The 25,927-nt window shown below is 36.0% G+C and carries 22 protein-coding genes; 12 read left to right on the plus strand and 10 right to left on the minus strand.

The annotated features are described in order from the left end of the window. Nucleotides 1-2: 2 nt before the first annotated feature. The 3 genes from ACY2RS_RS09100 (at nucleotide 3) to ACY2RS_RS09110 (ending at nucleotide 6,044) form a co-directional block, all read left to right on the plus strand. Complete coding sequence (locus ACY2RS_RS09100) at nucleotides 3-2,510, plus strand: TonB-dependent receptor plug domain-containing protein (protein WP_490098331.1); 2,508 nt, start codon at nucleotides 3-5, stop codon at nucleotides 2,508-2,510. A 473-nt stretch (nucleotides 2,511-2,983) separates the two neighbouring features. Beyond that, nucleotides 2,984-3,583 carry a ribonuclease HII gene (gene rnhB / locus ACY2RS_RS09105; protein WP_490098332.1) on the plus strand — a complete coding sequence of 200 codons (600 nt, stop codon included), beginning with the start codon at nucleotides 2,984-2,986 and terminating at the stop codon, nucleotides 3,581-3,583. Nucleotides 3,584-3,656: 73 nt separating this feature from the next. Further along, entirely contained in the window at nucleotides 3,657-6,044 is a 2,388-nt protein-coding gene (locus ACY2RS_RS09110) for a hypothetical protein (protein WP_490098333.1), read from the plus strand. Here the strand turns inward: ACY2RS_RS09110 and lipB are convergent. Beyond that, nucleotides 6,037-6,741, minus strand: a complete 705-nt coding sequence (lipB, locus tag ACY2RS_RS09115) for a lipoyl(octanoyl) transferase LipB (protein WP_490098334.1) — start codon at nucleotides 6,739-6,741, stop codon at nucleotides 6,037-6,039. The two genes, ACY2RS_RS09110 and lipB, sit on opposite strands and share 8 nt — an antisense overlap. 90 nt (nucleotides 6,742-6,831) lie before the next feature. Between lipB and ACY2RS_RS09120 the strand changes: the two genes are divergently transcribed. Continuing rightward, nucleotides 6,832-9,069, plus strand: a complete 2,238-nt coding sequence (locus tag ACY2RS_RS09120; protein ID WP_490098335.1) for a reprolysin-like metallopeptidase — start codon at nucleotides 6,832-6,834, stop codon at nucleotides 9,067-9,069. Nucleotides 9,070-9,149: 80 nt separating this feature from the next. Here ACY2RS_RS09120 and ACY2RS_RS09125 read toward each other — a convergent pair whose 3' ends face one another. From ACY2RS_RS09125 to ACY2RS_RS09135, 3 genes are read right to left on the minus strand one after another with little or no spacing between them, the layout of a single operon-like run. Then, the gene (locus tag ACY2RS_RS09125) at nucleotides 9,150-9,680 is read right to left on the minus strand and encodes a hypothetical protein (RefSeq protein ID WP_490098336.1); all 531 of its coding nucleotides are present in this window, start codon (nucleotides 9,678-9,680) and stop codon (nucleotides 9,150-9,152) included. 32 nt (nucleotides 9,681-9,712) lie between these two features. Further along, nucleotides 9,713-10,525 (minus strand): hypothetical protein, encoded by an 813-nt coding sequence (locus ACY2RS_RS09130; protein WP_490098337.1) that lies wholly within the window; start codon nucleotides 10,523-10,525, stop codon nucleotides 9,713-9,715. A 3-nt stretch (nucleotides 10,526-10,528) separates the two neighbouring features. Next, on the minus strand, nucleotides 10,529-10,687 hold the full coding sequence (locus tag ACY2RS_RS09135; protein WP_490098338.1) for a YqaE/Pmp3 family membrane protein: 159 nt from the start codon (nucleotides 10,685-10,687) through the stop codon (nucleotides 10,529-10,531). A gap of 121 nt (nucleotides 10,688-10,808) precedes the next feature. Between ACY2RS_RS09135 and ACY2RS_RS09140 the strand changes: the two genes are divergently transcribed. The 6 genes from ACY2RS_RS09140 (at nucleotide 10,809) to ACY2RS_RS09165 (ending at nucleotide 17,594) form a co-directional block, all read left to right on the plus strand. Then, a complete protein-coding gene (locus ACY2RS_RS09140; RefSeq protein ID WP_490098339.1) occupies nucleotides 10,809-11,855 on the plus strand; it encodes a response regulator transcription factor in 1,047 nt (348 codons plus the stop codon). Nucleotides 11,856-11,969: 114 nt separating this feature from the next. Further along, nucleotides 11,970-12,857, plus strand: a complete 888-nt coding sequence (locus ACY2RS_RS09145) for a hypothetical protein (RefSeq protein WP_490098340.1) — start codon at nucleotides 11,970-11,972, stop codon at nucleotides 12,855-12,857. A 5-nt stretch (nucleotides 12,858-12,862) separates the two neighbouring features. Then, nucleotides 12,863-13,372, plus strand: coding sequence for a hypothetical protein (locus ACY2RS_RS09150; RefSeq protein WP_490098341.1), 510 nt, complete (start codon nucleotides 12,863-12,865; stop codon nucleotides 13,370-13,372). Then, nucleotides 13,369-14,184, plus strand: coding sequence for a tetratricopeptide repeat protein (locus tag ACY2RS_RS09155; RefSeq protein WP_490098342.1), 816 nt, complete (start codon nucleotides 13,369-13,371; stop codon nucleotides 14,182-14,184). Before ACY2RS_RS09150 ends, ACY2RS_RS09155 begins: the two co-directional genes overlap by 4 nt. Nucleotides 14,185-14,251: 67 nt before the next feature. Continuing rightward, nucleotides 14,252-15,943, plus strand: coding sequence for a lysine--tRNA ligase (gene lysS, locus ACY2RS_RS09160; protein ID WP_490098343.1), 1,692 nt, complete (start codon nucleotides 14,252-14,254; stop codon nucleotides 15,941-15,943). Nucleotides 15,944-15,959: 16 nt separating this feature from the next. Continuing rightward, a complete protein-coding gene (locus ACY2RS_RS09165) occupies nucleotides 15,960-17,594 on the plus strand; it encodes an FG-GAP-like repeat-containing protein (RefSeq protein ID WP_490098344.1) in 1,635 nt (544 codons plus the stop codon). A gap of 95 nt (nucleotides 17,595-17,689) precedes the next feature. On the opposite strand, the gene ACY2RS_RS09170 is transcribed toward ACY2RS_RS09165, so the two are convergent. Together ACY2RS_RS09170 and yiaA are read right to left on the minus strand one after the other, a co-directional pair. Further along, nucleotides 17,690-18,340: an LA_2272 family surface repeat-containing protein gene (locus ACY2RS_RS09170; RefSeq protein WP_490098345.1), complete on the minus strand. Its 651-nt coding sequence runs from the start codon at nucleotides 18,338-18,340 to the stop codon at nucleotides 17,690-17,692. Between the two features lie 154 nt (nucleotides 18,341-18,494). After that, nucleotides 18,495-18,980 (minus strand): inner membrane protein YiaA, encoded by a 486-nt coding sequence (gene yiaA, locus ACY2RS_RS09175; protein ID WP_490098346.1) that lies wholly within the window; start codon nucleotides 18,978-18,980, stop codon nucleotides 18,495-18,497. Between the two features lie 165 nt (nucleotides 18,981-19,145). Here yiaA and ACY2RS_RS09180 point away from each other — a divergent pair, with 165 nt between their 5' ends. Continuing rightward, complete coding sequence (locus ACY2RS_RS09180; protein WP_490098347.1) at nucleotides 19,146-20,684, plus strand: hypothetical protein; 1,539 nt, start codon at nucleotides 19,146-19,148, stop codon at nucleotides 20,682-20,684. A gap of 104 nt (nucleotides 20,685-20,788) precedes the next feature. Here ACY2RS_RS09180 and ACY2RS_RS09185 read toward each other — a convergent pair whose 3' ends face one another. Beyond that, nucleotides 20,789-22,087 (minus strand): hypothetical protein, encoded by a 1,299-nt coding sequence (locus ACY2RS_RS09185; RefSeq protein ID WP_490098348.1) that lies wholly within the window; start codon nucleotides 22,085-22,087, stop codon nucleotides 20,789-20,791. Nucleotides 22,088-22,306: 219 nt separating this feature from the next. On the opposite strand from ACY2RS_RS09185, the gene ACY2RS_RS09190 reads away from it, so the two are divergent. Continuing rightward, nucleotides 22,307-22,651, plus strand: coding sequence for a hypothetical protein (locus tag ACY2RS_RS09190; protein ID WP_490098349.1), 345 nt, complete (start codon nucleotides 22,307-22,309; stop codon nucleotides 22,649-22,651). A 50-nt stretch (nucleotides 22,652-22,701) separates the two neighbouring features. Here ACY2RS_RS09190 and hemL read toward each other — a convergent pair whose 3' ends face one another. Genes hemL through ACY2RS_RS09205 form a run of 3 tightly spaced genes read right to left on the minus strand, consistent with a single transcriptional unit; the run spans nucleotide 22,702 to nucleotide 25,756 of the window. After that, nucleotides 22,702-23,994, minus strand: coding sequence for a glutamate-1-semialdehyde 2,1-aminomutase (gene hemL, locus ACY2RS_RS09195; RefSeq protein WP_490098350.1), 1,293 nt, complete (start codon nucleotides 23,992-23,994; stop codon nucleotides 22,702-22,704). Between the two features lie 3 nt (nucleotides 23,995-23,997). Continuing rightward, nucleotides 23,998-24,861 (minus strand): glucosaminidase domain-containing protein, encoded by an 864-nt coding sequence (locus ACY2RS_RS09200; protein WP_490098351.1) that lies wholly within the window; start codon nucleotides 24,859-24,861, stop codon nucleotides 23,998-24,000. A gap of 1 nt (nucleotide 24,862) precedes the next feature. Next, nucleotides 24,863-25,756 (minus strand): 1-aminocyclopropane-1-carboxylate deaminase/D-cysteine desulfhydrase, encoded by an 894-nt coding sequence (locus ACY2RS_RS09205; protein ID WP_490098352.1) that lies wholly within the window; start codon nucleotides 25,754-25,756, stop codon nucleotides 24,863-24,865. Between the last annotated feature and the right edge of the window lie 171 nt (nucleotides 25,757-25,927).

The following is a 25,927-nucleotide window of genomic DNA, read 5'->3' on the forward strand; positions in this document are numbered from 1 at the left end:
AAGTGCATCTCACAAGAATACTTGTAGTCATTTTTATTTTTTTTCAATTCATCCCCTGCTGCTTTTCTCAAACAAACAGTGAGCCTATTTCTCTTGTTCAAGCCATTAAAAAAATAGAACAATCTTTTCCGGTATTGTTCTCATATCAAGATCAGCAATTAGAAAACCATCGCGTTTCACTTTCTAACGAAACCACTTTAGAAGGTTATCTTCAGGAATTAAACAATAAAACGGCATTTAATTTTTCAGTATTAGACAAAAACACAATTACAATACAACTAAAAGAAACCATCATTTCTTCCTGTGGTGTAGTGTATGCCGATGGTAATATACCCTTACAAGATGTTTTAATTACTACAAAATACCAACAACTATATACCAACCAAGAAGGTGCTTTTACTATATTTCATGAAGGAGAACAGTTTAATGTCAACGCAACGTATCAAGGCTATGAAACTGTAAACACTATACTTCCAAAAAGTGAATTTTGTAATAATAGCATTACACTTATACCAGAAATCACTACCCTTGCAACTGTTCAGCTACAAAATTACCTCGCAAGAGGGATTACCAAAGACAATACAGGAGCCATTACTGTAGACTATACAAATTTTGATCTGCTACCAGGCCTTATTGAAGCAGATGTACTACAAACTCTAAAAGCACTACCAGGTATACAAAGTGTCAATGAGAGAGTATCGAACCTCAACATTAGAGGTGGTACTAACGACCAAAACTTGATGCTATGGGATGGTATTAAAATGTATCAAAGCGGTCACTTTTTTGGACTCATCTCTGCTTTTAATCCCTTTCTTACCGAAAAAGTAACGGTGACAAAAAATGGTACTAGTGCTCAATACGGCGATGGTGTTTCTGGAGTTATTGATATGCAAGGAAAATCTAAGCTACCAGAGCAACTCGGCGCACATGTAAGTCTAAATCTATTGAGTACAGATGCGGCCATTGATATTCCTATTTCAAAAAAGTTAGGTATACAAATTTCGGGTAGGACTTCTATTAACGGTTTGGTAAGAACTCCTACATTCGATCAATATTTTGATAAAGCTTTTCAAAATACAGAGGTGATTTCTGCTAGCGAAACTACTGCAAGTACAGACGATACGTTTTCATTTTTTGACGCCAACATGCGCTTGCTCTACGAGCCTAGTACTACCGATAAAATTCGTGCAAACCTAATGCTCTTAGGAAACGACCTTAGTTTTTTAGAGAATGCCACCGTAGATAATTTTGACCTTTCAAGAAGAAGTAGTTTATCTCAAAACAACTTCTCTGCAGGGCTCTGGTATCAGCGTACTTGGAGCGATAGTTGGCAAACAGAGTTACAGTTTTATGGCAGTTCGTACGGATTAGAAGCTACTAATTTTGATATTTTAAATGACCAGCGACTTATCCAGGAAAATGAAATTTTAGAAACTGGGGTAAAAGCCATTGCAAAACATAGTTTCAACACCCAATTCAAAGGAGCTTTTGGCTACCAATTTAATGAAACTGGCATCACTAATTTTGAGAACATCAACAGACCCGCATTTCAAAGAACAGACACACAAGTATTACGTACGAATAGTATTTTTTCTGAAATATCCTACACCAATACCCTAGCGGCACTCGACATCACTGTAGGTGCAAGACTTAATCATTTTAGCAAGTTTGAAACCTTAAGGCTAGAACCTAGAGTAAACTTAAAAAAAGAGTTTCTTGATTATTTTACAGCCGAACTGTTAGGGGAAATTAAAAGCCAGACCACCTCACAAGTCATCGATTTCCAAGAAGACTTTTTGGGCGTAGAAAACAGACGTTGGGTACTCTCTAATCCAGATGAAATTCCAATTATAAAAAGCAAGCAACTCTCAACGGGACTTAGTTACAGCCGTAAAGGATGGCTTGTAAATTTAGAAGGATATCTCAAAGAAGTAGATGGTATTACCAGTCAGAGTCAAGGATTTCAAAATCAGTTTCAAGATATCAAAACAGTAGGAAGTTACACTGTTAGCGGACTTGAACTCTTAATTAATAAACGCTACAAAGTATTTACAACATGGCTAAGTTACACCTATGCTAAAAATGTGTATGATTTTGAAGCTTTTACTCCCAGTGAGTTTCATAACAACTTAGACATTCGTCATACCATTACTTACGGGGTAAATTATGTGCTTGACCAATTTAAATTCTCCACCGGATTTAATTGGCACAGTGGTAAGCCCACCACGTTTGTTATTGAAAATAACCCAGTCACGAATGGTGTTATCAATTACCAAGCACCCAACAGCAGTACTATTGAAGATTACTTTAGGGTAGACCTCTCTGCAACCTACGATTTTTCTGTCTACAAAAACGTAAAAGGGCAACTCGCAGCTTCCATTTGGAATCTATTTAATACCAATAATAGCCTGAACCACTTTTATCGTTTAAATCACAGTGACACCTTAGAAGAAGTAAGTGAAAATTCGCTGGGAATTACTCCTAATGTTGCGTTTAGAGTGTTTTTTTAAACGTACATCCCCCTAGCCCCCTTGCGCCACCTCTATAGCTTTAGCGCACGCGGTCAAAGGGGGAATTCAGTTTCAATTTCGAGTTCAGTTTCGATTTCATCAAAACGTCCCTCACCCCCAACCCCTCTCCCGCTGAGAGGGGAGCAGTTTTATTTAGTTGAGAAGTCGATGCGTTGAAATGTTTAGCCCTATCTTCAAATTCGAGTTCAAGTTCAAGTTCGTCAAAAAGTCCCTCACCCCCTCCCGAAGCTTTGGGGCCTCTCCCTCTGAGAGGAGAGCAATATTACTATATAAACCCTGCACTCTGAAACTTTGCTTCTTTGATCCTTTGATCCTTTGAACCTCTTTTCTTATATAGTTGAGAATTCGACGCATTGAAATGTTTAGCTCTATCTTCAAATTCAAGTTCGATTTCTCCCGAAGCTTCGGGATCGATTTCCCAAATAATCCTATCTTTAAACCAAGAAAAAAAAATGCTTGCGTTAAAAATACATTCAAACTTAATAGAATGCGGTACCGATGAAGCTGGGCGTGGTTGCTTGGCGGGTCCTGTTACAGCTGCTGCTGTTATTTTACCCGATGATTTTAGCCATCCCTTCCTTACCGACTCAAAGCAATTAAGCGAGAAAAAAAGAATGGAACTCAAACCCATTATCGAAGCACAGGCACTTTGCTATGGAGTTTCGCATGTGATGATGGAAGAGATTGATCAAATTAATATTTTAAACGCCTCTATTTTAGGGATGCATCGCTCTATAGACCAACTTAGCACACGTCCAGAATTTATTGCAATCGATGGCAATCGATTTAAGCCGTATCAAAAAACCAAATATGAGTGCATAGTAAAAGGTGATGGCAAATACTTACACATAGCCGCAGCATCTATTCTTGCAAAGACTGCAAGAGATCTATACATGGAGCAATTGCATGAAGAATACCCCATGTACAATTGGAAACAAAACAAAGGCTATCCTACCAAAGAACACAGAGAAGCTATTCGAAAGTACGGTCCGTCACCTTACCACAGAAAAAGCTTTAAATTATTACCCGAACAGTTACGTTTAGATTTTTAATGCTGTTGAAAACCCGTCAATAAACTAATAGCAGATACGTTCAATTATCATACATTCCTTATATTTTTGTAGTATGAGATTTCTAGCAATTGTATGTGTCATTTTGAGTAGTTTTCTTTTTTGCGCTTGCGAAACATTTCAACCTACTCCAACATCGCCAGCAGATTTTATAAGCACCAACACAAATCTTATCTATGCCATAGATGATATTGCTCAAGTAGCAAAAGAGTTGGATGATAATGTATTGGTAAATAGCATGAACACTTCTGCTTTGCAAAGGCTCTTAAAGCAGCATTCTTTTATTTCTGAACTTCCTTTTACTTCGGAAATTTTAGTAGCATTGCCCACTGCGTTAGACACCACTAATATTTTAATTATTGCCAAAAAAAACAAAAACACCGATCAAGATACGCTTCAAGAATCGAAGGCTGCTACAAAAGGAATTTTCACAGAAACGTATGCAGCTAAAGAAGTTTACCAAACACAGGTTGGGGACTATGTATTGGTATCGCCTCAAAAAGAACAAATAGAAAAAGCGCTAGCTAAGGAAAACAAAAAAGATACCCTTCTAGAAAAGATACTCCTTTCAAATATTCATAAAGGAATAAGTACCTACACAAAAAACAATAGCTATAAAACCAGTCAACACCTTTTTAGTACTTGGAACTCATTAGACATCACCCTAATTTCTAAGGGCATAAAAGCCTCTGGTGTTGCTATAGAACAAGACAGTTTGAATTTAATATCGGTATTTAAAGGCCAAAAAACACACCCAATTCAACTAGAAACAATGATTCCTAGTAATGCCAAAAGAGGTACTCTAATTGGATATTCGAATGCTGCTTTATTATATCAAAACATCAACAAAGTAAAAAATGACAGCACTGCAACTGTAGTAGCAGATGTCTTTGAAACCATAAAAACAATCGCACAAATTGAACTAAATGACGGTACCATTACAATTTTAGAAAGCCTAGATCCTCAATTAAGCCTAGAGAGTTTATCGGCTAATATTTCAGAAAAAGAAAGCTACAGAGACATTGTACTTTATAGTTGCAACACCCCAAACTTTGTGAGCGCTGCATTTAATCCTTTACTAGAAGCACAAGAAATAAATGTGCTCTTTCCTCTTGATAATTATATTATTGGAGCCAATTCTCAAGAAGTTGCAGAACAATATATCACCACAGTAAAAACCAACAATACCCTTGCAGCAACTGGGTATTATAAAAATGCTGTAGAGCAATTGCCTACACATGCATCTTTGATTCAATTTGAGCAAGAACAAGTTGCAGGATTTTCTAACACAATGTTGGGTACGGATATTTCAGAAAAGAAAGAAAGAAAGTTTCCGATTGCAATCAAACAATATCAATATGACAACTCTTTTGCACACATTAATTTTATTTGTCAGATAGCTGGAAAAGAAACTCCTACATCAAAAGGTGTCTCTCAATTAATTGCTTTTGACACACAAAAAACAATACTAGGAGATCCTACTTTTTTTACCAATCATAAATCCAAAGAAAAAGAACTTATTGTTCAGGATATAGAGAATACGCTACATCTATATGCGCTGAACGGAAAGAAATTGTGGACTCGCACTCTTGAAAATCCAATACTAGGAACAATTCATGAAGTAGATTTGCTGCGAAATGGGAAAAAACAACTAGCCTTTGTAACCAAAAACAAAATGCATGTGTTGGATAGAAACGGAAAAGATGTAGCGCCTTTTCCTATTAGTTTTAAAGATGATATTAGCCAACCTTTGGCTCTGTTTGATTATGACTCAAATAGGAAATATAGATTTGTGATTGTGCAAGACAACGAAATTGTCATGCTTAATAGTAAAGGAAAGGTTGTAAAAGGTTTTACACTTAAAAAGACCAATAGTAGTATTTTGGGTGTACCACAACACATTCGATTACAAAACAAGGATTATTTACTATTTCAACAGAAAAATGGCACCCTCAGTATTGTAAGCAGGACAGGAAAAACGCGTGTTACTGTTTCTGAAAAATTAGATCTCACAGGAAACCCCATTCAAAAAACCAGAAATAGCTTTGTACTTGTCACCCAAGACAATGAACAAAAAACCATTTCGCAGAAAGGAAAAGTGAGCACTAAAAAATTGAACACTACAAGTGATTATTTCTTAGACATTGTGAGAAATAACACGATTAGCCTAATGGATAATCAACTAAAAATCAACAATAAATACATCGAACTTCCCTTTGGAATATATACACCACCTACAGTCTATTATGCAAATAAAAAAGGCTATGTATCTATTACTGAAACACAAGAAAAAAAGGTCTATGTATATGATTTTAAAGGGAATCTTTACAGAGGCTTTCCTGTATTTGGAACTTCCTCATCTGCCCTAATTGCTTCAAAAAAAGAGTTGTTAGTTGCTACCAAGGAGGCAGATACCACTGTCGTTGTCTACACAATTAAGTAGTCGCTACATGTGCCTCAAAAAGCACCAAGAAATGTTTGAGCAATTTTGTTTTTACTTCTTCCATATCAATTTTAGGGATGCCCAACTCTACATTCAAAGAAGTCACTGCTTTGCCTTTAATACCGCAAGGAATCATATGATCAAAATAGCCTAAATCTGCATTTACATTTAAAGCAAATCCGTGCATGGTCACCCATCTACTTGCACGTACACCCATGGCACAAATTTTACGTGCAAAAGGAGTTCCTACGTCCAACCAAACCCCTGTTTCTCCTTTTGAGCGTTGGGACGTAACTCCATATTCGGCAAGCGTTAAAATTACCATTTCTTCCAGAAGACGTAAATATTTATGAATGTCTGTAAAGTAATTTTCAAGATCTACAATAGGATACCCAACAATTTGTCCGGGTCCATGATAGGTAATATCTCCTCCTCTATTAATTTTATAGAATGTAGCTCCTATTTCGGCAAGGGTAGCTTCTGGGATGAGTAAATTATCGAGGTCTCCACTTTTGCCTAAGGTATAGACATGAGGATGCTCAACAAACAAAAAATAATTAGGTGTTTCTAGACCAGCATCTTCCCTTCTATTCTTAATTTTTATATTGAGAATATCTTGAAAGAGCTGTTCTTGGTATTCCCAAGTCTCTTTATAATCTTTTAGACCTAAGTCTTCTATGAAAATTTGTTTATTCAAAATGAGGTTTTTGTGAGATACAAAGTTACTCTATATTGATTCTTTTGAATTATAATAAAGTAGATTTGTTTAACTAAAAAAGAGATTGATATGAAATTTACTAGAAAAAAAATGATCGTATGCATGCTACTATTTGTAAGCACTGCAGTATTTGCTCAAAATAATACAGGATTTTGGCAAGAAACAAGCCCCTCTAGAACAAGCACTTTAGTAAAAGAAGCTAGAAAAACAATGCCAGAAGCTTTTTCTGTGTATGCCCTCAACACAACTAATTTTGAAACTAGTCTTCAAAATGCTCCTTCTAAAAATAGTGGTCTTACATCAAATGTGACTGTTGATATACCAGTAGAAAATATTGGTATGGAGCAATTTCGTGTATACAAGAGCGCAGTGCTTTCGGAAGGCCTGCAATCAAAGTTCCCAATGATAAACACCTATACTGCGCAAGGAATTGATGATCCCACCGCAATTGCTATCATCAGTTCCACTTCATTAGGAATTCACATCATGGTCACTTCTGGAAAACACAAAACAGTATATATAGATCCTTATACAAAAGAAAATAACTATTACATAAGTTACTCAAGAGAATCACTTGCTCAAAATCCGCTAGACTTTGAGTGTCTAATTGAAGAAACAGTGACTACGAATGCATCATTCCCATTTGAAGCAACAAGAAATGCAGATGATGGAATGTTAAGAACCTACCGACTGGCTTTAGTAAGTACAGGTGAATATTCTCAATTCCATATCAATCAACAAGGAATCCCTTCCTCTGCATCTGATGCTGATAAAAAGGCTGGAGTACTTAGTGCCATGGCAGTTTCTATGGCTAGAATAAATGGTGTTTTTGAACGTGATTTAGCCTTAACCATGGAATTAGTTCCTAACAATGATCAAATTATTTTCTTAGACCCTGCCACAGATGGACTTACCAATAATAACCCAGGAGCACTCCTTCAACAGTGTCAAGATATTTGCGATGCTGTGATTCTAAATGCAAACTACGATATTGGCCATGTTTTTAGTACGCAGGGTGGTGGGATTGCTCAATTAAATTCACCTTGTAATACTGGCAGTAAAGCTCGTGGAGTAACGGGAATTAACAACCCCATTAATGACCCATTTGATATCGATTATGTGGCGCATGAAATGGGACACCAATATGGCGCAAGACATCCACAAAATAATAACTGTCAACGTTCAGGGTCTTCAATTGAACCTGGTAGTGCTTCCACCATTATGGGTTATGCAGGAATCTGTGCTCCTAATGTTCAAAACGCTAGTGATGACTACTTCAATGGTTTAAGTATTATTGAAATGTGGAATGGTATCAACAATAATGATTGCGCTGCAAAATCACAAACAAACAACCAAGCCCCAGACGCAGATGCTGGACCAAACTTTACCATACCAAATGATACTCCTTTTATATTAAAAGGAGCTGCTACAGATCCAAACACAGGAGATGTATTGTCATACTGCTGGGAACAAATGGATGCAACTCCAGCACAGATGCCTCCTTCTGCAAATTCAACCGCAGGACCACTATTTAGATCTCTAGATCCAGTAGCAGAAACAGACAGATATATGCCTGCTTTTGAAACAGTATTAAACAATCAAACAGGAACTACATGGGAGCGACTGCCAGCTGTTGCAAGAAACATGAGGTTTAGACTTACCGTGCGTGATAATGTAGCTGGTGGCGGTGCTAGCAATAGTGATTTGGTTACCATTACAACTACAAACAACGGACCTTTTGAAGTAACCTCTCAAACTGCTGGAACTGCTTGGGGACATAATTTTAATCAAACGGTTACTTGGAATGTTGCTGGATCTAACGAAGCTCCTGTAAATGCCCCTAATGTTGACATTTTACTGTCAATTGATGGTGGAGAAAATTTTGACATCGTATTAGCTTCCAATGTTCCAAATGATGGAGAACATGTAGTTGTTTCACCAGACATAGATACTAACGAGGCTCGTCTTATGATACAAGGGTCTAACCATATATTTTATGATATCAATGAAGCTGATTTTGTTATTGATGGCACCTTAGGAACAGAAGATAACACGCTCACAGATCTAAGCATTTATCCAAATCCTTCAAATGGTATTTACACCGTTTCATTCACGCCTTTAAACAATGCACCAGTCATTATCTCAGTATATGATGTACGAGGACGCATATTAAAAACACAACAATTTGAAAGCAATGCTACCTTTTTTAAAGAGACATTACAGTACAATACATTAGATGCTGGCATGTACTTTTTAAATATCAAACAAGGTACTACCATGCTAACGAAACAACTTTTAAAACAGTAGTGTTTTAATTTATAACTGCATAAAAGAAAAACCGCCTATGAGCGGTTTTTCTTTTTTTTATGTAGATACTTTTAAAAAAATTACAGTAAAATAATTTGCTCAAATTCAGTTATTTTGTGACTTATTTCAGGAATTGTAAAATTTCCCTTAATCTCAATTTTCCCATCTGATTTACGGATATGGAGTGTACCATTTGTCACTCGATGGTATCCCGCTTCCCCTTTACAGAAACAAAATTTACCGAAAGTCATACCCACATCTTTCAACGCTGCCCCCGATATTGTTTTTTCTTTCATGTTGTTGGGAATCATGATATGTATAGATTCATTATAATCTCCATCGGCAGTACCTGGAGCCCCTTTTTCTTGGTAGTTAAAAACTAATACAGTGGCATCTCCTTCAGAAAAAGCTGGGTATAAAGCCCCAATGGTATCTTCTTCTAAACTGTAGATTGTGTTTTCTTTTACAGTTACTGTGATGTCGTTATTCAAAGACATCTTTGCTTCATTTTCTTGTGGATTTTCGGTATTCACAGATTCTGTAGTTGTTTTGGTATTCCCACAGCTGTTTACAACCAACAAAATGGAGGTACATAAAATGATAAGTTTCATACTATTTTTCTTTAAAGATAGTAAATGAATCTTTATTCTTCTAAGACAACTTCAAAAGTGTCTAATATAGTTTTATCATCTAGCAATGTTTTCCAGTCTACTTCAAACACAACGGTTTTGCCATCTTCCGAAATTTCTGCCATATCATTAGAAACAGACTTTATTTTTTTAGGAAAGGTATACACCAAGGTCATTTTACTTTGGGCTAGCATATCATCAAATTGAGCCAGCATGCCTTTCATCATGTCGTCTTCTGTAGTATCTTCATCTTCATCTTCTACTTCTATTGCTTCACCCTCTTTTTGATTCTCTTTCTCAAAAGTTTTCTCATCAACACGTCTAAACACGTTATCTTTAAAAGTATAGCGCACTTTATCTGTTTTTAGCATATCGCCACCAGGACCCGCTGCTTGTTGCTCTTGCGCTCCTTGTTGTTTTGCCATGTTAAATACCTCATCCATTTGGTAAGACACAAATTCGATATCACTAAAAGTAACAAACTCTTTATTTGCAGCAATACTATACACACCAGCTTCTTGATCCATTTGCATGCGCATAGTCATGCCTTTTAGTTGCTTTAATTGCTCCTGTTTTTCTGGAGAAAGCGTTGCAATACTGTCTTTGTATTGCACCATCATATCATTAAAATTAATGAGGGTATCCATTTTTACAGGGAGTTCTTCTGTACTAGCAGATCCACTTTGCCCTACCATTTGCATCATCTGCCCCAAATCGAAAGTGCTTTCATAGGTACCTCCCATGTTGTTATTAAACACAATACGCTCTTGCACATTACAACTTATCACAGTGATGGCAAGTACTACTAAAACAATATACTTTTTCATACCTTATCTATCAGGATTATTTAAAATAATAAGGGCGGCAATCACTCCAGGAATCCAACCCAAACAGGTTAAAATTAAAACAATTAAAAAAGAACCACAACCTTTATCTATTACGGCAAGTGGTGGAAACAAAATTGAAAGCAAAACTCTCCAAAAACTCATAGGAATTATTATATTACAAAATTACAATTAATTACCCTATTGGTCTATCAATTTTGGTTTTGTTACACGCAGTAAAAATGTATCTTAGTGGTTTATTTCGCTTTCGCGGAAATTTTAGCACATGAAAAATTGTTTCGTTTTATCTATCCTTTGCCTTTTGTTCTCAACTGGTGTCTGGGCGCAGTATGAATTTTCTGGAAATGTAAATGAAGATTATATTGAAGGCACCGTATACCTTTCACTGGTAGAAGATTACCGTAAGATATCGGGTGTGCATCCAGAACAAATCCTAAATAAAACAAAAGCAGACACCACTGGCTTCTTCACCTTTAGCGGCAATAATCTTTCCAAAGAAAATGCCATTTACAGAATACACATTGACAGCTGTACCGAAGAAGAACAGCAAACCAACCATTTTACAGGACATTGCAAAAACAGTAAAGAAATTGTCTTTGTTGCAAATAATAATACCAAATTATCGCTACCCTTTGGGTTTGAAAACGAAATGTTTTGTAGCATTCGTTCAAAGAATGAAAAAGCCAGCGCTTTCTTAAAAATCGACTCTTTAAAAAACGACATGAAGTATGCTTTTGGCACCTACAGAAGCGAGGCCAATAGAAAACTAAACTCCAAAAAGTGGTTTGGAATTTTACAAGAATATGGCGCACAACTACAAGAACCCTTAGCAGAATTATACAGTTATGCCTTTTTAAGTGATCGCTCCAGTGATTTACATGGATATTATCTAGACGACTTAAAAACCAATAGCTATTATGAGGCATTGCAAAGTAGATTGGAAACAAACTACCCAAATAGTGCTTACACGCAACAATACAAAGCAGAATTGAGAGCAGATAACATGCTTGTTACTTCTTCTTTCGAAAATACCTTACCCTGGTGGGCCTACCTACTTGCACTTCTTGCGTTGGTATCTTTCTTCGGAAATATACTATTGTTGAAAAAGAACAAAACGCTACAAACTGCTACCCAAAAAAACCAATCCTTATCCAAACAAGAACAGCGTGTATTATCTTTAATACAACAAGACAAAAGCAATAAAGAAATTGCTGAAGCATTATTTGTTAGTGTTAGTACTGTGAAAACGCATATCAATAACTTGTATAAAAAGTTGGAGATCTCCTCTAGAGAAGAAGCCAAAAACCTATAAATTAATACCATTCATTTATTTCCTACGGGGTCTAGTCCCCTTTTCAACCCTCCCAAACTATAAAACGCCTTCATAGTTTTTCATTTTTGATCTCATAATCAACAATATCATCATATGAAAACGATCATCATTTTTTTTATCAGTGCCGCGCTATCTATTAGCCAACTATCTGCCCAATCTTTTAACACCGAAATCACCGAAGGAAAAACGACATCCTTACAGGGTAAAATAAATAAGGAAGGATTATCCAGTAATAGTTATGGAGAATGGTTTACAAAAAACTATGCTGCTTATAATCCTAGCCCAGAAATTATCGATGCACTACAAACCGAACTAGAAGGCATCACCATAAAAGCTTTTATGGGGACTTGGTGTGGCGACAGCAAAAAAGAAGTTCCAAAATTTTACAAATTACTCGACGAAGCATCATTTCCTTTAGACAGGTTAACTATGGTAGGTCTTAGTCGAGATAGAGTCACCTATAAACAAAGTCCGGGTGGCGAAGAAGAAGGGCTTCATATTGCAAGAGTGCCCACCTTTATTTTCTATAAAGATGGTAAAGAAATTAACCGTTTTGTAGAACGCCCTGTTGAAACCTTGGAAAAAGACATTTTACAATTATTACAAGGCGAATACCAATCTTCGTATCAAATTGTAGCCAAAACTGGGGAGTTACTCACAGAAATGGGAACACTAAAATTTCAGAAAAAAACAAAAAGACTCGCCAAAAAACTAAAACCCATATCAAAAAACCATTACGAACTTAATGGTTATAGTACTGTATTATTCTTTGCCAACAAAAAAGAAGAAGCCATAGCCGTAGCAAAATTAAATACGTTATTATATCCTCAAGAAGCAGACACCTTTGTTTCCTTGGCAAACAAGTTAGTACAAACAAACAACACAAAAGAAGCTTTAACGCTCTATGAAAAAGCACTCTCTCTAGACCCAGAGCACAAACAAGCGAAAGAAGCAATAAAAAAACTACAAAAAAACAGTTAAGCTTCATGCGTAAAAACCATTTAATGTATTTAGCTTTCTTACTATTAATTCTATTTATAGGATGTAACAAAAAAAATACATCCTATAAACAAGAATATGAAAAACAAATTGGAGACACACAATTTGATAAAGATATTGATAGTAAAAAGTTTAAATTTTGTAACAATTCTAATGTGCTACATAAAAGAGCTCGAATTCAGTATACTGGCGGAAATAAAACTTTAGAAAAGGACCTTATTAAAAATTTCAAATTTCTTGAGGAGTACTCATTATTTAATGGTTATTGTATTGTGAGATTAGGGGTAAATTGTAACGATGAGAGTGGAAGATATAGATTAGAAACTCTTGACAAAAATTTCAATTTTCTGAAATTTCCAATAAAACTAGAAACTAGTCTTTTATTGAGTATTAAAAAATTAAAAGGATGGAAACACCCTAGATTTAATGATAAAGATTATGATGGCTACACCTTTTTTATAATAAAAATCACAAATGGTATAATTTCTATTCCATGAAAAAACTTACTTTATATATATACTTTGCATGTTCTTTTTATCTCTATGGTCAAGGAAATTGCCTAGTATATTCTGAAAATAGTGGAGAAAGAAAAGCTTGTGAATTAAGTTATAAAGCAATTGAATACCCACAAGGCAGTAAAGAATCTCAAATACTTTTTGATAAAGCCATTGCGGTTGGTCCAAATTATGCTTGGGCTCATTATCAAAAATCTGTTCCTTATTTGAAAAGAGGACTCCTTTTGAAAGGGCTCGAACATTTAAATACTGCGGTTAAACTTGAACCTCTAAATTATCTATGTTACAGAGCGTATTGGTTTTGGCAGTATAAAAATTATGAATTATGCATTCGAGATTTAGAGCAATTTTATAGCTCACCAAAAGCCTATCCAGAATTTACCCCAGGAGGAGAAAAGAATATGAAAGTAATTTTTAGCATGGCTTATGCAAAAACAAAGAATTTAGAAAAAGGGATTAGAACCTTAGAGAAATATATTAATCATCATAGTACTATAGATGAACTAGGACTCTCAGATTATTATACTTTAGGAGTTTTATATATCAAGAACAAAGAATTTAACAAAGCAAAGATAGCGCTAGAAAAACAACTGATGTATAATGAAAATTTTGCAGAGGCTTATTACTTTCTTGGAATTGCTTATAAGAACCTATTAAATTTCAAAGAAGCTACATTAAAATTTAATAAAGCTTTATCTATTTTTAATGACAAATATCGCTTTCAAAATATCAATGCTGGTTTTCCTGTTTCGAGAAGTGATGTACTCAATGAAATAGAAAAACTCCAACACTAAATATCCTAGTCAAAATCGTTTCTATTTACCTCTAAAAAGTATAGTTTTGCGCTTTTAAAAGTATTGTATGCAACTTTCTGAAGTAGAAATCATTCGTAGAGAAAAACTGGCTCAATTAAGAAGCCTAGGTATCAACCCCTATCCAGCAGATTTGTTTCCTGTAGACCACACAAGCAAACAGATTAAACAGGAGTTTTCAGAAGGTAAAAAAGTAGTGATCGCGGGTAGACTAATGTCTAGACGTATCCAAGGAAAAGCTTCTTTTGCAGAATTACAAGACAGTGAAGGACGTATACAAGTGTACTTTAACAGAGACGAAATTTGTCCTGGTGAAGACAAAGTACAGTACAATGAAGTTTACAAAAAATTACTAGATATAGGTGATTTTATTGGGATTGAAGGAGCGCTTTTTAAGACTCAGGTAGGAGAACAAACGGTGATGGTAAAAGGGTTTACTTTACTAAGTAAAGCTCTAAAACCCTTACCTCAGCCAAGAGTTGATGCGGATGGAAATGTGTTTGACGCCTTTACAGATCCAGAACAACGATACCGTCAGCGTTACGCAGATTTGGTAGTAAATCCTCATGTAAAAGAGGTATTTATGAAGCGCACCAAACTCTTTAATGCCATGCGTACCTTTTTTAATGAGCGTGAGTATTTTGAAGTAGAAACGCCAATTCTACAGCCCATTGCTGGTGGAGCTGCAGCACGTCCTTTTATTACACATCACAATTCACTAGACATTCCGCTATATATGCGAATTGCTAACGAGCTCTACTTAAAAAGATTGATAGTAGGGGGGTTTGATGGCGTGTATGAGTTTTCAAAAAACTTCCGTAACGAAGGAATGGATCGAACTCACAATCCAGAATTCACCGCCATGGAAATCTATGTAGCTTACAAGGACTACAATTGGATGATGGAGTTTTGCGAGCAGTTATTAGAGTTTTGTGCTATCCAAGTAAACGGTACTTCAAAAGCGACTTTTGGGGAGCATGAAATAGACTTTAAAGCTCCCTATGCAAGAGTAACAATGGCAGATTCTATCAAACATTTTACTGGTTTTGATATTACTGGAAAAAGTGAAGATGAATTAAGAGCTGCTTGTAAAGACATGGGCATCGCTGTAGATGCTACCATGGGGAAAGGAAAACTAATCGACGAGATTTTTGGTGAGAAGTGTGAAGGTAATTATATACAGCCTACTTTTATCACAGATTACCCAAAAGAAATGAGTCCCTTGTGTAAAGAACACCGCGACAACCCAGAATTAACCGAGCGTTTTGAGTTGATGGTATGTGGTAAAGAAATTGCCAACGCTTACAGTGAATTAAACGACCCTATAGACCAACGCGAACGTTTTGAAGCCCAGCTTAAGTTAGCAGATCGAGGTGATGATGAAGCGACGGCTTTTATAGATTACGATTTCTTACGTGCTCTAGAATATGGTATGCCACCAACTAGTGGTATGGGTATTGGGATGGATCGTTTAATTATGTATCTTACAAACAATGCTTCTATTCAAGAGGTGCTTTTCTTCCCTCAAATGAAACCTGAGGTAAAGCAAGTTGCCATGACCGATGAAGAAAAAGCAGTTTTTGCTATTTTAAAAGCAAATAGCCCATTAGCACTTAACGCCTTAAAAGAGCAAAGCGGTTTAAGTAATAAAAAATGGGATAAAACCATAAAAGGTTTGACCAAGAACAAACTTGCAACTGTTGCAAAAACAGAAGATGGTTTGTTTGTGAATATCGTGTAACCCTAATCTACATACCATGAAAAAAATAATCCAACAACACATCTTATATAGCATGTTATTTTTTGGCAGTTTCCTCTATGCCCAAGAAGTAACCTTTACAAATCAATTTATTGGACCAAGTGTTTTAAGTGGTGTAGTCGATCTCAATGGAGATTATTTAGATGATATTTTTGTTCCTTTAAACAACAACATCAAAGTGTATTATCAAACCGATACTGGTTTTGAAGAAAACACCTTTCCTATCACTCCTACCTATCTACCCGAATGGACCGTAGCAGTGGCAGATTTTGATAGCAATGGCATAAATGATGTTATGTATGCAAGTAGTACAGGCGTGAGTTTTTTTAGTGCTAATGAGGACGGTAGTGCTTTCACAGAAGTCTTTGCAAGCAACACAGAAGACCCTATTGTTTCTCAACGTGGAAATTTTGTAGACATTAATAATGATGGTGACCTAGACGCCTTTATGTGTCATGATACAGAAGCAAATGTCTATTTTTTAAATGATGGCGCAGGTAGTTTTTTACCTGAAATACAAGGAGGTCTAGGAGACACCGATGGTGGTGGCGATTATGGTTCTATTTGGTTTGATTTTGATGGTGATAAAGACATGGATTTATATATTTCTAAATGTTATTTCTTAGGTGGAGAACTTACAGATCCAAAACGCATCAACCAATTACATAGAAATAATGGCGATGGTACCTTTACAGATGTTGCACCAGAAGCAGGCGTCGATATTCCTTCGCAAGGATGGTCTACTGCGGTAGGAGATTTTGACAATGATGGCGACATGGACTTAGTTGTTGCCGACCAGCATGTAGGAGAAGTAGGCACTAGAGTCATGGAAAACAATGGAGACGGCACTTTTACAAATCAAACTTCAGGATCTGGTTTAGGAGGTGTTGATGGGAGTGTTACTTGTACAACCTTCGATTTTAATAACGATGGTTTTTTAGATATTTATGTAGAAGTAGGTGCTAGATTGTATCTTGGAAATGGAGATCTAACCTTTACTCCAAACACCTTTCTTCCACCACAAAGAGGAAGCGTTGGTGATGCCAATAATGATGGATTTTATGACATCTATAGAGGAAACAATGTACGTCTCAATGATGGAAACAATAACAATTGGTTAAAACTAAACCTCAAAGGTGTAGAAAGCAACTATAATGGTATTGGTGCTATTATTACTATTGAGACGGCATCTGGAATGCAGATGAGACATGTACGCAGTGGTGAAGGTTTTTTAAATGCGCATTCTATCATCCCCCATTTTGGCTTGGGTAGCGATGAAATAGTAGGCACTATATTAATTGAATGGCCTTCGGGAGAAGTGGACTTTTTAGAAAACGTGGAGGTTAATCAAAGTGTGTTTGTAGAAGAAGGAAGCTTCCCGATTTTGGATATTTCAGAAAACAACAAAGACAGCATAGTGCTGTATCCAGTTCCTACTAGTAATCTTCTTTACATTACCTCGCCAAAGGAGTTAAAAAGTCAAGTAACAATTACTTCAAATACAGGTGCAAAATTCATAGCAACCATTAAAAATGGAACCATTAATGTACACTATCTAGCTGCAGGTGTGTATCGTATTACTTCAGAAACTTTAACGGGTGTAAAAGTGACCAAGCAATTTACCAAGCAATAAAAAACGGTCTCTTCAGACATCTGAAAAAACCGTTCTCACCATCAAAATAAACGCTGAAAATAATTCGGCGTTTTATTTTGTACACATCTAGTCAATTATATATTCCAATTTACAAAAGGTAGCTTTCTTTTTTCATTAATGTTCCAGAGCCCTATTTGCATACCTTTGGTATTCTTGCTTTCATTAAAAAGCCCTATTTGTAGCCCCACCATTTGTTTATTTACAGTATTGAACCCACCCAATTGGATTCCTTTTAAATGATCTGTGTGATTTCCTAACGAAATTTGTAACCCATTACTAGAATGAGTTTCATTATACATAAAGGACACCATAAGTCCGTTGCTCTTTTGCATCGAATTACCAAACCCAGCAAGCGCGATTCCATTTTGTTCTGTTCCATTTTGACTACCAAGAGCTAAGGTGAGACCATTGTAATGTACGTTTCCTAATGTTCCACTTGAGATATTGAGACCATTTACCTTTTCGCTAGTAGCCTCTCTTGGAATCAAACTTCCATTTGCCAATAATCCTAAAAAACCAATCCCTGGCACTTCAAGTCTAATACCATTGGTAAGAACGTATCTTTTGGTATTGTTCAATTGAGGAAAAGCCCCTACAGAAACACCATTAATGGTAGTATTTGTAGTGTGAAATGTTCCAAACACATTTGAGGTTTTCTCATTATAACTTTGTCCAAAGCTTTGAAATGCAAGTAATACTGCTGTTATAAATATAAATTGTTTCATTCTATATTGATTTTGTGATAATGTCCAAAAAGTAAAAAATAGACTTTTGTCAGGTTGAGCGCAGTCGAAACCTACATTGACCATCAGAGAGTTGTAGTTCTCGACTGCGCTCGAACAGACATCTATATTGACCTTCTAGACATCATCATGGTTATTAATTATTCGCTTCCAAAAATTTTACATCTCTGGTGTTCTTTTGCACGGCTACTGCGGCAAAAAGTGCCAAGGTAAATGACATACCATAGAAGCCTTTTTCACTGAGTGCTATGTCTGCATTCCAGAGTCCGATAATCAAGAGACATATAGATGCAATAGTGGTAAACCAACTAATGCCATAATACATATCTGTAACAGGAATTCCTTCTACACGATCGCGTACACTCTTTTGTACTGAGACTACAGAGAACAATCCGAAGAGTAAAATGGTAAAGTAGTACCCTTTTTCATTGAGCTCCATCCCCACGTTCCAGAGACCGATACAGTAAGAGACCATCCCAATGAGTAAGGCAGACCAAGAGGCTCCAATAAAGGCCGGACTCGGTTTACAATTAAATGTTGTTTCTTTTTTTGAACCTTTGGTAATCGTTTCTATTAAAGGTGCATTAACTGGTTTTTTGTCTTTTGTGAATGTCGTTTCCATAAGTTTTAAATTTTGATGATTAAAATAGTTCACAGCACAAAGATGTGAGATGTTCTTAGCTTCGGAAATGTTAGTTTTCAAAAAAACTTATGATTTAATAAAACAATAAACACTCATTAGTACTATATTTATTTAAAATAAGATTAATTAACTTACGATTAAATAATGCTATTAGCATCTGTATTAGACATATTAACTCCAGAAGAGCAAGCAGATTTTCTTCAATATCTTCACAAAAAGAATCGGAGAGGTGACACTAAAAACATCCAATTATGCAAACTCCTTTTGGCTGGAAATACAGACGGTCTTGACATACATTTGTATGGAAAACCATCTAGAAACGCCTATCATGCACTTTGCAAAAGAGTACAAGATGCTCTCATCGACTTTATAGCCATACAAAACTTTAATGATGAAAGTGCAGAAGAGCTAAGCATGTTAAAGTTAGTACTATCGGCGCGGATATTCTTTGAACACAAACGCTATAAAATTGCAGCTAAAACCTTAGAGAAAGCTGAAAAAATAGCTTTACAATATGATGTTTACACCTTATTAAGTGAATTGTATCATACCAAAATTCAGTATGCACATGTTATTCCTTCTTGGAATCTACAAGAGATTATACAGACCTCAAAACAAAACACCTTAGCCCTGTTACAAGAACAAGAATTAAACATGGCCTATGCTACTATTAAAAAAGCATTTCGAGAACAGCCACACGCTAACCCCTTACACATTATAGATGAAGCGCTAGAAAAATTTGACATTCAAATTTCCGAAGCGCTTACCTATAAATCTATTTTTCAGCTCATGACTATTTCGGCAAGTGCAGCACGCACTAGCAGTAATTATTACGATGTGATGCCTTTTCTAAAAAATGTGTATGCCATTGTAGAAAAGAAAAAAGCAATCGCGACAAAGCACTTGTTTTACTATTTGGAGATTTTATATGTTATGGGTTTTTCATATTTCAGAAACAAAGAGTTTGTCATTTCACAGCAATTTATAGAAACCTTAAAACAAACATTGGCTGAACATAAAAACAACTATAGCCACTTATTTGAGGATCGAATTTTGGTGACCGAATCTTTGAATCATTTTTATAGTGGCGCAAATGAAAAAGCAATTTCACTTTTAACTGCTTCAAAAAAACCTTCCTTACAAGCGCAACTGTCATTGATGCTTTGCTTGTATCAAAAAGGAAAATTTACAGAAACTTATGAAATCATTAAAGGATTTCAACACAGTGATGTTTGGTATGAAAAGAAAGCTGGCTGGCTATGGGTTGTAAAAAAAGCCACCATAGAGTTATTAGTTTTAATTGAACTAGACAAGTTAGACTTGGTATTGTCAAGACTACAAAGTTTTAAAACTAAATTTTCAAAAAAACTAAAAGCACAAGGAGAAACCAGAGTCCTTACTTTTATAAAGCTAGTATCGTATTACTATGAAAATCCGAAGCAAGTTACCACAGAAGCATTTGCCGAAAAAGTAGAAGGTTCTTTTGAATGGATTGGTAGAGAAAGAGAAGATATTTTTGTATTGAGTTTCTATGCTTGGCTAAAAGCGAAAATGGAAGCAAAAGATCTCTATGAAGTTACCTTAGCACTTGTTGGAACAACATACAATTTCAGAAAAATAAAAAAAACACTGTCGGTACTATTTCCTCCTTTTTGGCATAAGGGGCTTAGTATTCACAACTAAGATTACCAACAGTGTTTTTACAAAACATGAACTTTAGGCTAAGATATTTGTTTCTTGCTTGCGCTCAAAATAGTAAGACGCGGTATTTATAAATGAAGACTCATTTATTCTTCTCCCATTTGCTGCAAGTAGTCAATATCATTCTCTATGGTTAATAAGAGCAAGCTTGTTGCAGTACAAAAAACAGGGCTTGTAATACAATGATGTCCGTTCCAACTACCATCTTGATTTTGTATTTTAAGAATACGACCACTCATATCATCGTACCATTTTTTCCAGTCGTTATCTTGATTTACCGCTAAGGATTCTCCGGTTTGAAGGAAGCTTAAAAACTCTTCGCCTCCATTATTTCCAAAACCGTTTAATACATCTTCTCGCTGTGCTTTTTGTTTTGCCGATTGGTATACATTATAAGATGCCGCATACCCGATGGCTTCAGATTCGCTATACCCAGCCTTTTTTAAATTTTCTGCAGTAACAATAACTTCATCTAACAAGCCTTTATCTTTAGCTCTTTGAATAGCTTTTTCTGCCTTTCTCGCATCTTTAGCAGTAGCACGTACACTTCCACTAACACTATAAAGCATCACCCCAGCACCATCTTCGGTGTTCACATTTCCTGAAACACCATCGTAATTAGATTGCTGGTAATTTCTAGAACGCTCTAATATTTCATCATCTACTTCGGCCCCTACGCTCTGAGCAGCTTCCAAAGCACTGTTTGCCAAGCCACTTTGTAACACACCTGCCCAACCAGCACCTTTTTGTCTTCCTTGACCATCGGTAGCATTTTGAATTTTTGAAATACAAATTGCCAATGCTTTTTTTACTTCTTTTGTGTTGACCTCTTTCATATCTCTATCTAATAAATTCGACAAAAACTGAGCTGCCATTACCGCGTCTATATTTTCACCTAATTTACGTTGTATTTGGGTCCCTCTTGTTTGTGTAATAAAAGGCTGATTTTCGTTCTCATTAATTTCAGCTAGCAAATATGTAATAGCTCCTTTTAGGTTTTTAGCATACTTCCCTTTTTTAACTGTGGTTCCGCTTCTTAAAAAAGCAGTAGCCACCATCGCTGTAGTTGCCGGATCTCCTGACACTGCATGTGGATCTCTAACATGTTGTGATGCATGAGAACCTTCCCCATACCCTCCATTTTGGAGTTGTGCTTCAGAAAGCCAAGCCAAACCATCTCTCACAGCCAGGTCAAGATTTTCATCTGTTTTAAACACATTAAAGTCTTTAGAAGATTGCTCTCCCATAACCGTCATAAATACACATCCATCTATAGGTGCCAAGACTCTCTTTGTTTCGGCATATTCACTTTTAGGCTGTGTACTTTTAAATACAATTCCTCCCACTAAAAAAGGAATGACTAGTATTAACATTTTTGTTTTCATTATGTATCTTTTTATGATTTAAAGTAAAAGTATGTGGGCTTTACTAAATGTTAAAGGGAGAATGAGTCAAGAGGACTTTTCAATGCGTAAACAGGTAGAAATAGGAAGGCAGTATTTTTCAAAAAGAACCGTTGATAGAAAATTAGAGGTTTTTGGCTTAATTATTGGTTTATTATATTCAAATTACATACTTTAGTAACCTATTTTAAACACATGATAATGAAAAATTTAATAAAAATTATTGCCATTGCGGGGGTATTTGTTTTAGGAATTCAAAACACAACTGCGCAAACGCTATCAGCAAATCAAGACAGACCAGAAGTTGTGGCTAAGCAAAAAACTGCTGAGCTAACTGAAGAATTAGGTCTAGACGGAAACCAACAACGTTACATCTTTAGAGCACTTACTGCAAATGAAGTAAACATGAGAAAAAGTGTGAACGGAAAAGATGCTAACAACCCAGAAGTAGCAGCAAACAAGAAAAAATTTGATGATGCTTTAGTAAGAGCTATGAAGAAAACATTAACTCCAGAGCAATACGCTAAATGGGCAGCAAAGCAATAAAGCTAACGCATACATATTTAAAAGTCCTACTTTATCTAGTAGGACTTTTTTTATGCCAATAATTTTGCCGCTGTATCTGCAGCTGCAATGGTTTGATCAATATCCTCATAACTAAGCGCTTCTGTTAAAAACCAGGACTCATAGGCACTAGGAGCAATATAAATTCCTTGAGCGAGCATGCTATGAAAAAAGGTATTAAAAGCACCATTCGAAGCCGCTTTCGCAGCAGATTCGAAATCAGTTACAGGTGCTTCCATAAAATGAACAGAAATCATAGATTGCTCTCTATTAATGGTATGCGCCACACCTCTTCTTGTTAAAACTTCAGAGAGTCCTTTATGAAGATATGCCGTCTTTTTTTCTAAGGAGGTGAAAATTTCTGGTTTGTTGTCTAGTTCAGATAGCATCGCCAATCCAGCCGACATGGCTAAAGGATTTCCACTCAATGTGCCTGCTTGGTATACAGGTCCTAAAGGTGCTAAATGACTCATAATTTCCTTGCTAGCAGCAAAAGCTCCTACCGGTAATCCGCCACCAATTACTTTTCCAAAAGTAACAATATCTGCACGCACATTTTTAAGTTCTTGCACCCCACCTTTTGCCAATCTAAAACCAGTCATTACCTCATCAAAAACCAATAAAATATTATGTTCATCACACAGTGATCTTAATCCTTCTAAAAATCCATCTGTTGGAGGGATACAGCCCATATTACCCGCTACAGGCTCTATAATGACACAAGCAATTTCGTTAAGGTTCTCTGAAATTATTGCTGCTACATGTTCGAGATCATTATACCGTGCTAACAACGTATCTTTTGCTGTTCCTTGGGTAACACCTGGGCTATTTGGACTTCCAAAAGTAACCGCTCCACTACCCGCCTGAATTAAAAAAGAATCACTGTGTCCATGATAGCATCCCGCAAACTTTATAATTTTATCCTTTTGGGTATAGCCTCTTGCCAAGCGAACCGCACTCATGCATGCTTCTGTACCGCTATTCACAAAACGAATCATGTCTATATTTGGAACCATAGAAACCGCTAATGCAGCAATTTCCGTCTCTATTTCTGTAGGCATTCCAAAACTTGTTCCTAATTGTGTTTTCTCTATGATGGCATTTACAACAGGCTCATGAGCATGTCCTAAAATCATGGGCCCCCACGAATTAATATAGTCTATTAATTGGTTTCCATCTGCATCGTACAGATAGGCTCCTTTTGCCTTTTCAACAAAAATAGGATCACCTCCAACAGCTTTAAAAGCTCGTACTGGCGAATTTACGCCTCCTGGAATTACTTTTTTGGCTTCTGTAAAAAGCGCGCTACTTCTTTTGTAAATCATATGCTAATTTTTTGACGCATGTAAATACAATACTTGTCCGATAGACAAGGTATTGTCTGTTAATCCATTATATTTTTTTAAGCTCTCTACTGAAATATTATACCTCCTAGATATGTTATATAACGTATCTCCTTTGGCAACTGTATAGGTTTTTATGGGAGTTTCTGAAATAGGAGTTGGTGGAGTTGTAGCTGTTGTACCTTGCAATACTTCTGCATCGAAAGCTTGTAGATTATACTTTTCGATAATGCTTATCAGTTTATTTGGGTACTTCGGATCTGTTGCATACCCAGCCTTTTTTAAACCTCTAGCCCAACCTTTGTAATCTGATTTTGATAAACTAAACAAACTTCTGTATCTGCTTCGTTCAGACAAAAACAAAGAATGATCTCTGTAAGAATACTTTGCGTCGACATATTTCCTAAAACACTCTTGCGCTTCATCATCATCGTGATACACACGCTCGCCTTCCCAACCACGATGACATTTAATACCAAAATGATTGTTAGCTCGTACACTTAAATCTCCTCTTCCTGCACCACTTTCTAATATACCTTGTGCTAGCGTGATACTTGCAGGAATGCCATATTGCTGCATTTCTTCTTTTGCGATCTTTTGAAATTCATCAATATAATTGCTAACAACCACTGCATAACTTCCAGAAGGTTTTGGTTTTGTGGTCGTTTTTGGAGCTGGAACTGTAGTTGGTTTTGAGGTAACCGTTTTTGGAGTGGTTTCCTTTTTTGGGGGGTTCGGTACTTGGGTAGTTCTTGGTGTTTTGTTTTTTGAAACGGTGTTTTGTTTTGATTTACAACCCGCTAGCATAATGATACAAATGGCACAAACAACCATTACTTTATAATACATACTAAATATTAATTTGAGGTAAGTTCTTTTTCTTCAATTTTTGGTTCATCCCAGCAATACCTTGCATACCGCCCGTATGAACTGCTAAAATACGGCTATTTTTTCTGAAATATCCTTTTTTCATAAGATCAAAAATACCATACATCATTTTACCTGTATATACTGGATCAAGGCCAATACCTTGGATGGCTTTAAAGTCATTAATAAAACGTACTAAATCTGAATCTATTTTAGCATAGCCACCAAAACAATAAGCATCTACTATTTCAAAGTTTGTAGTAGCATTGTATTTCTTTACAACCTCTTCTTGAAAAGTTCCCTTTAAAGCAGAAAAACCAATCGCTTTTTGATGTGGTTGAAGCGAAGAAACAATTCCAGCCAATGTACCTCCAGTTCCAACACTCACACATACATAGTCATAAGATGCATCTTCGGCTGTTAAAATTTCAGAACAACCCTGTATGGCAAAATCGTTGGTACCACCTTCTGGCACGACATAAAATGCTCCATAGGTATCATGGAGCCAAGCTATAAATGCGGGTGTATCTTTTTGAGCATATTGTTTTCTTGAAACAAACACAAGCTTCATACCTTGGTCTTCTGCATATGCTAATGTTGCGTTATTACGATACACTTTTACCAACTCCTCACCTCTAATTACTCCAATGGATTTAAGACCATGTAATTTTCCTGCGGCAGCAACAGCAGCAATATGATTTGAAAATGCTCCTCCAAAGGTTAACATGCAGTTTTGGGATATACTATTTATATACGCTAAGGTATAGGTAAGCTTCCTAAACTTATTTCCCGAAATAATAGGGTGTATAAGGTCTTCTCTTTTTAGATCTAAAACATAACTCCCTGCGAATGAAGATATTTTAATTTTTTGATTCATTTATGAAAAGAAATTATTGGATTCAAAATCATCATAAATGCACTCTTAAACATACTAATTATATACTAGCCAAAAAACTGATTAGCCTGAATTTAACGTCGATAATAAACGGTTAATCGTCGAAAACCACTGTTAATCCGAAAAAATATGTTAAAGTTTAATGCGTTTCAT

Source organism: Patiriisocius sp. 208BN25-11 (assembly GCF_058147145.1).

What these genes read in the sequence shown, in the direction of transcription:
- rnhB (WP_490098332.1), top strand. Translation starts at nt 2,984, where the DNA reads ATGCTTGCGTTAAAAATACATTCAAACTTAATAGAATGCGGTACCGAT.
- ACY2RS_RS09110 (WP_490098333.1), top strand. Translation starts at nt 3,657, where the DNA reads ATGAGATTTCTAGCAATTGTATGTGTCATTTTGAGTAGTTTTCTTTTT.
- ACY2RS_RS09120 (WP_490098335.1), top strand. Translation starts at nt 6,832, where the DNA reads ATGAAATTTACTAGAAAAAAAATGATCGTATGCATGCTACTATTTGTA.
- ACY2RS_RS09125 (WP_490098336.1), bottom strand. Translation starts at nt 9,680, where the DNA reads ATGAAACTTATCATTTTATGTACCTCCATTTTGTTGGTTGTAAACAGC.
- ACY2RS_RS09130 (WP_490098337.1), bottom strand. Translation starts at nt 10,525, where the DNA reads ATGAAAAAGTATATTGTTTTAGTAGTACTTGCCATCACTGTGATAAGT.
- ACY2RS_RS09135 (WP_490098338.1), bottom strand. Translation starts at nt 10,687, where the DNA reads ATGAGTTTTTGGAGAGTTTTGCTTTCAATTTTGTTTCCACCACTTGCC.
- ACY2RS_RS09140 (WP_490098339.1), top strand. Translation starts at nt 10,809, where the DNA reads ATGAAAAATTGTTTCGTTTTATCTATCCTTTGCCTTTTGTTCTCAACT.
- ACY2RS_RS09145 (WP_490098340.1), top strand. Translation starts at nt 11,970, where the DNA reads ATGAAAACGATCATCATTTTTTTTATCAGTGCCGCGCTATCTATTAGC.
- ACY2RS_RS09150 (WP_490098341.1), top strand. Translation starts at nt 12,863, where the DNA reads ATGCGTAAAAACCATTTAATGTATTTAGCTTTCTTACTATTAATTCTA.
- ACY2RS_RS09155 (WP_490098342.1), top strand. Translation starts at nt 13,369, where the DNA reads ATGAAAAAACTTACTTTATATATATACTTTGCATGTTCTTTTTATCTC.
- lysS (WP_490098343.1), top strand. Translation starts at nt 14,252, where the DNA reads ATGCAACTTTCTGAAGTAGAAATCATTCGTAGAGAAAAACTGGCTCAA.
- ACY2RS_RS09165 (WP_490098344.1), top strand. Translation starts at nt 15,960, where the DNA reads ATGAAAAAAATAATCCAACAACACATCTTATATAGCATGTTATTTTTT.
- ACY2RS_RS09170 (WP_490098345.1), bottom strand. Translation starts at nt 18,340, where the DNA reads ATGAAACAATTTATATTTATAACAGCAGTATTACTTGCATTTCAAAGC.
- yiaA (WP_490098346.1), bottom strand. Translation starts at nt 18,980, where the DNA reads ATGGAAACGACATTCACAAAAGACAAAAAACCAGTTAATGCACCTTTA.
- ACY2RS_RS09180 (WP_490098347.1), top strand. Translation starts at nt 19,146, where the DNA reads ATGCTATTAGCATCTGTATTAGACATATTAACTCCAGAAGAGCAAGCA.
- ACY2RS_RS09185 (WP_490098348.1), bottom strand. Translation starts at nt 22,087, where the DNA reads ATGAAAACAAAAATGTTAATACTAGTCATTCCTTTTTTAGTGGGAGGA.
- ACY2RS_RS09190 (WP_490098349.1), top strand. Translation starts at nt 22,307, where the DNA reads ATGAAAAATTTAATAAAAATTATTGCCATTGCGGGGGTATTTGTTTTA.
- hemL (WP_490098350.1), bottom strand. Translation starts at nt 23,994, where the DNA reads ATGATTTACAAAAGAAGTAGCGCGCTTTTTACAGAAGCCAAAAAAGTA.
- ACY2RS_RS09200 (WP_490098351.1), bottom strand. Translation starts at nt 24,861, where the DNA reads ATGTATTATAAAGTAATGGTTGTTTGTGCCATTTGTATCATTATGCTA.
- ACY2RS_RS09205 (WP_490098352.1), bottom strand. Translation starts at nt 25,756, where the DNA reads ATGAATCAAAAAATTAAAATATCTTCATTCGCAGGGAGTTATGTTTTA.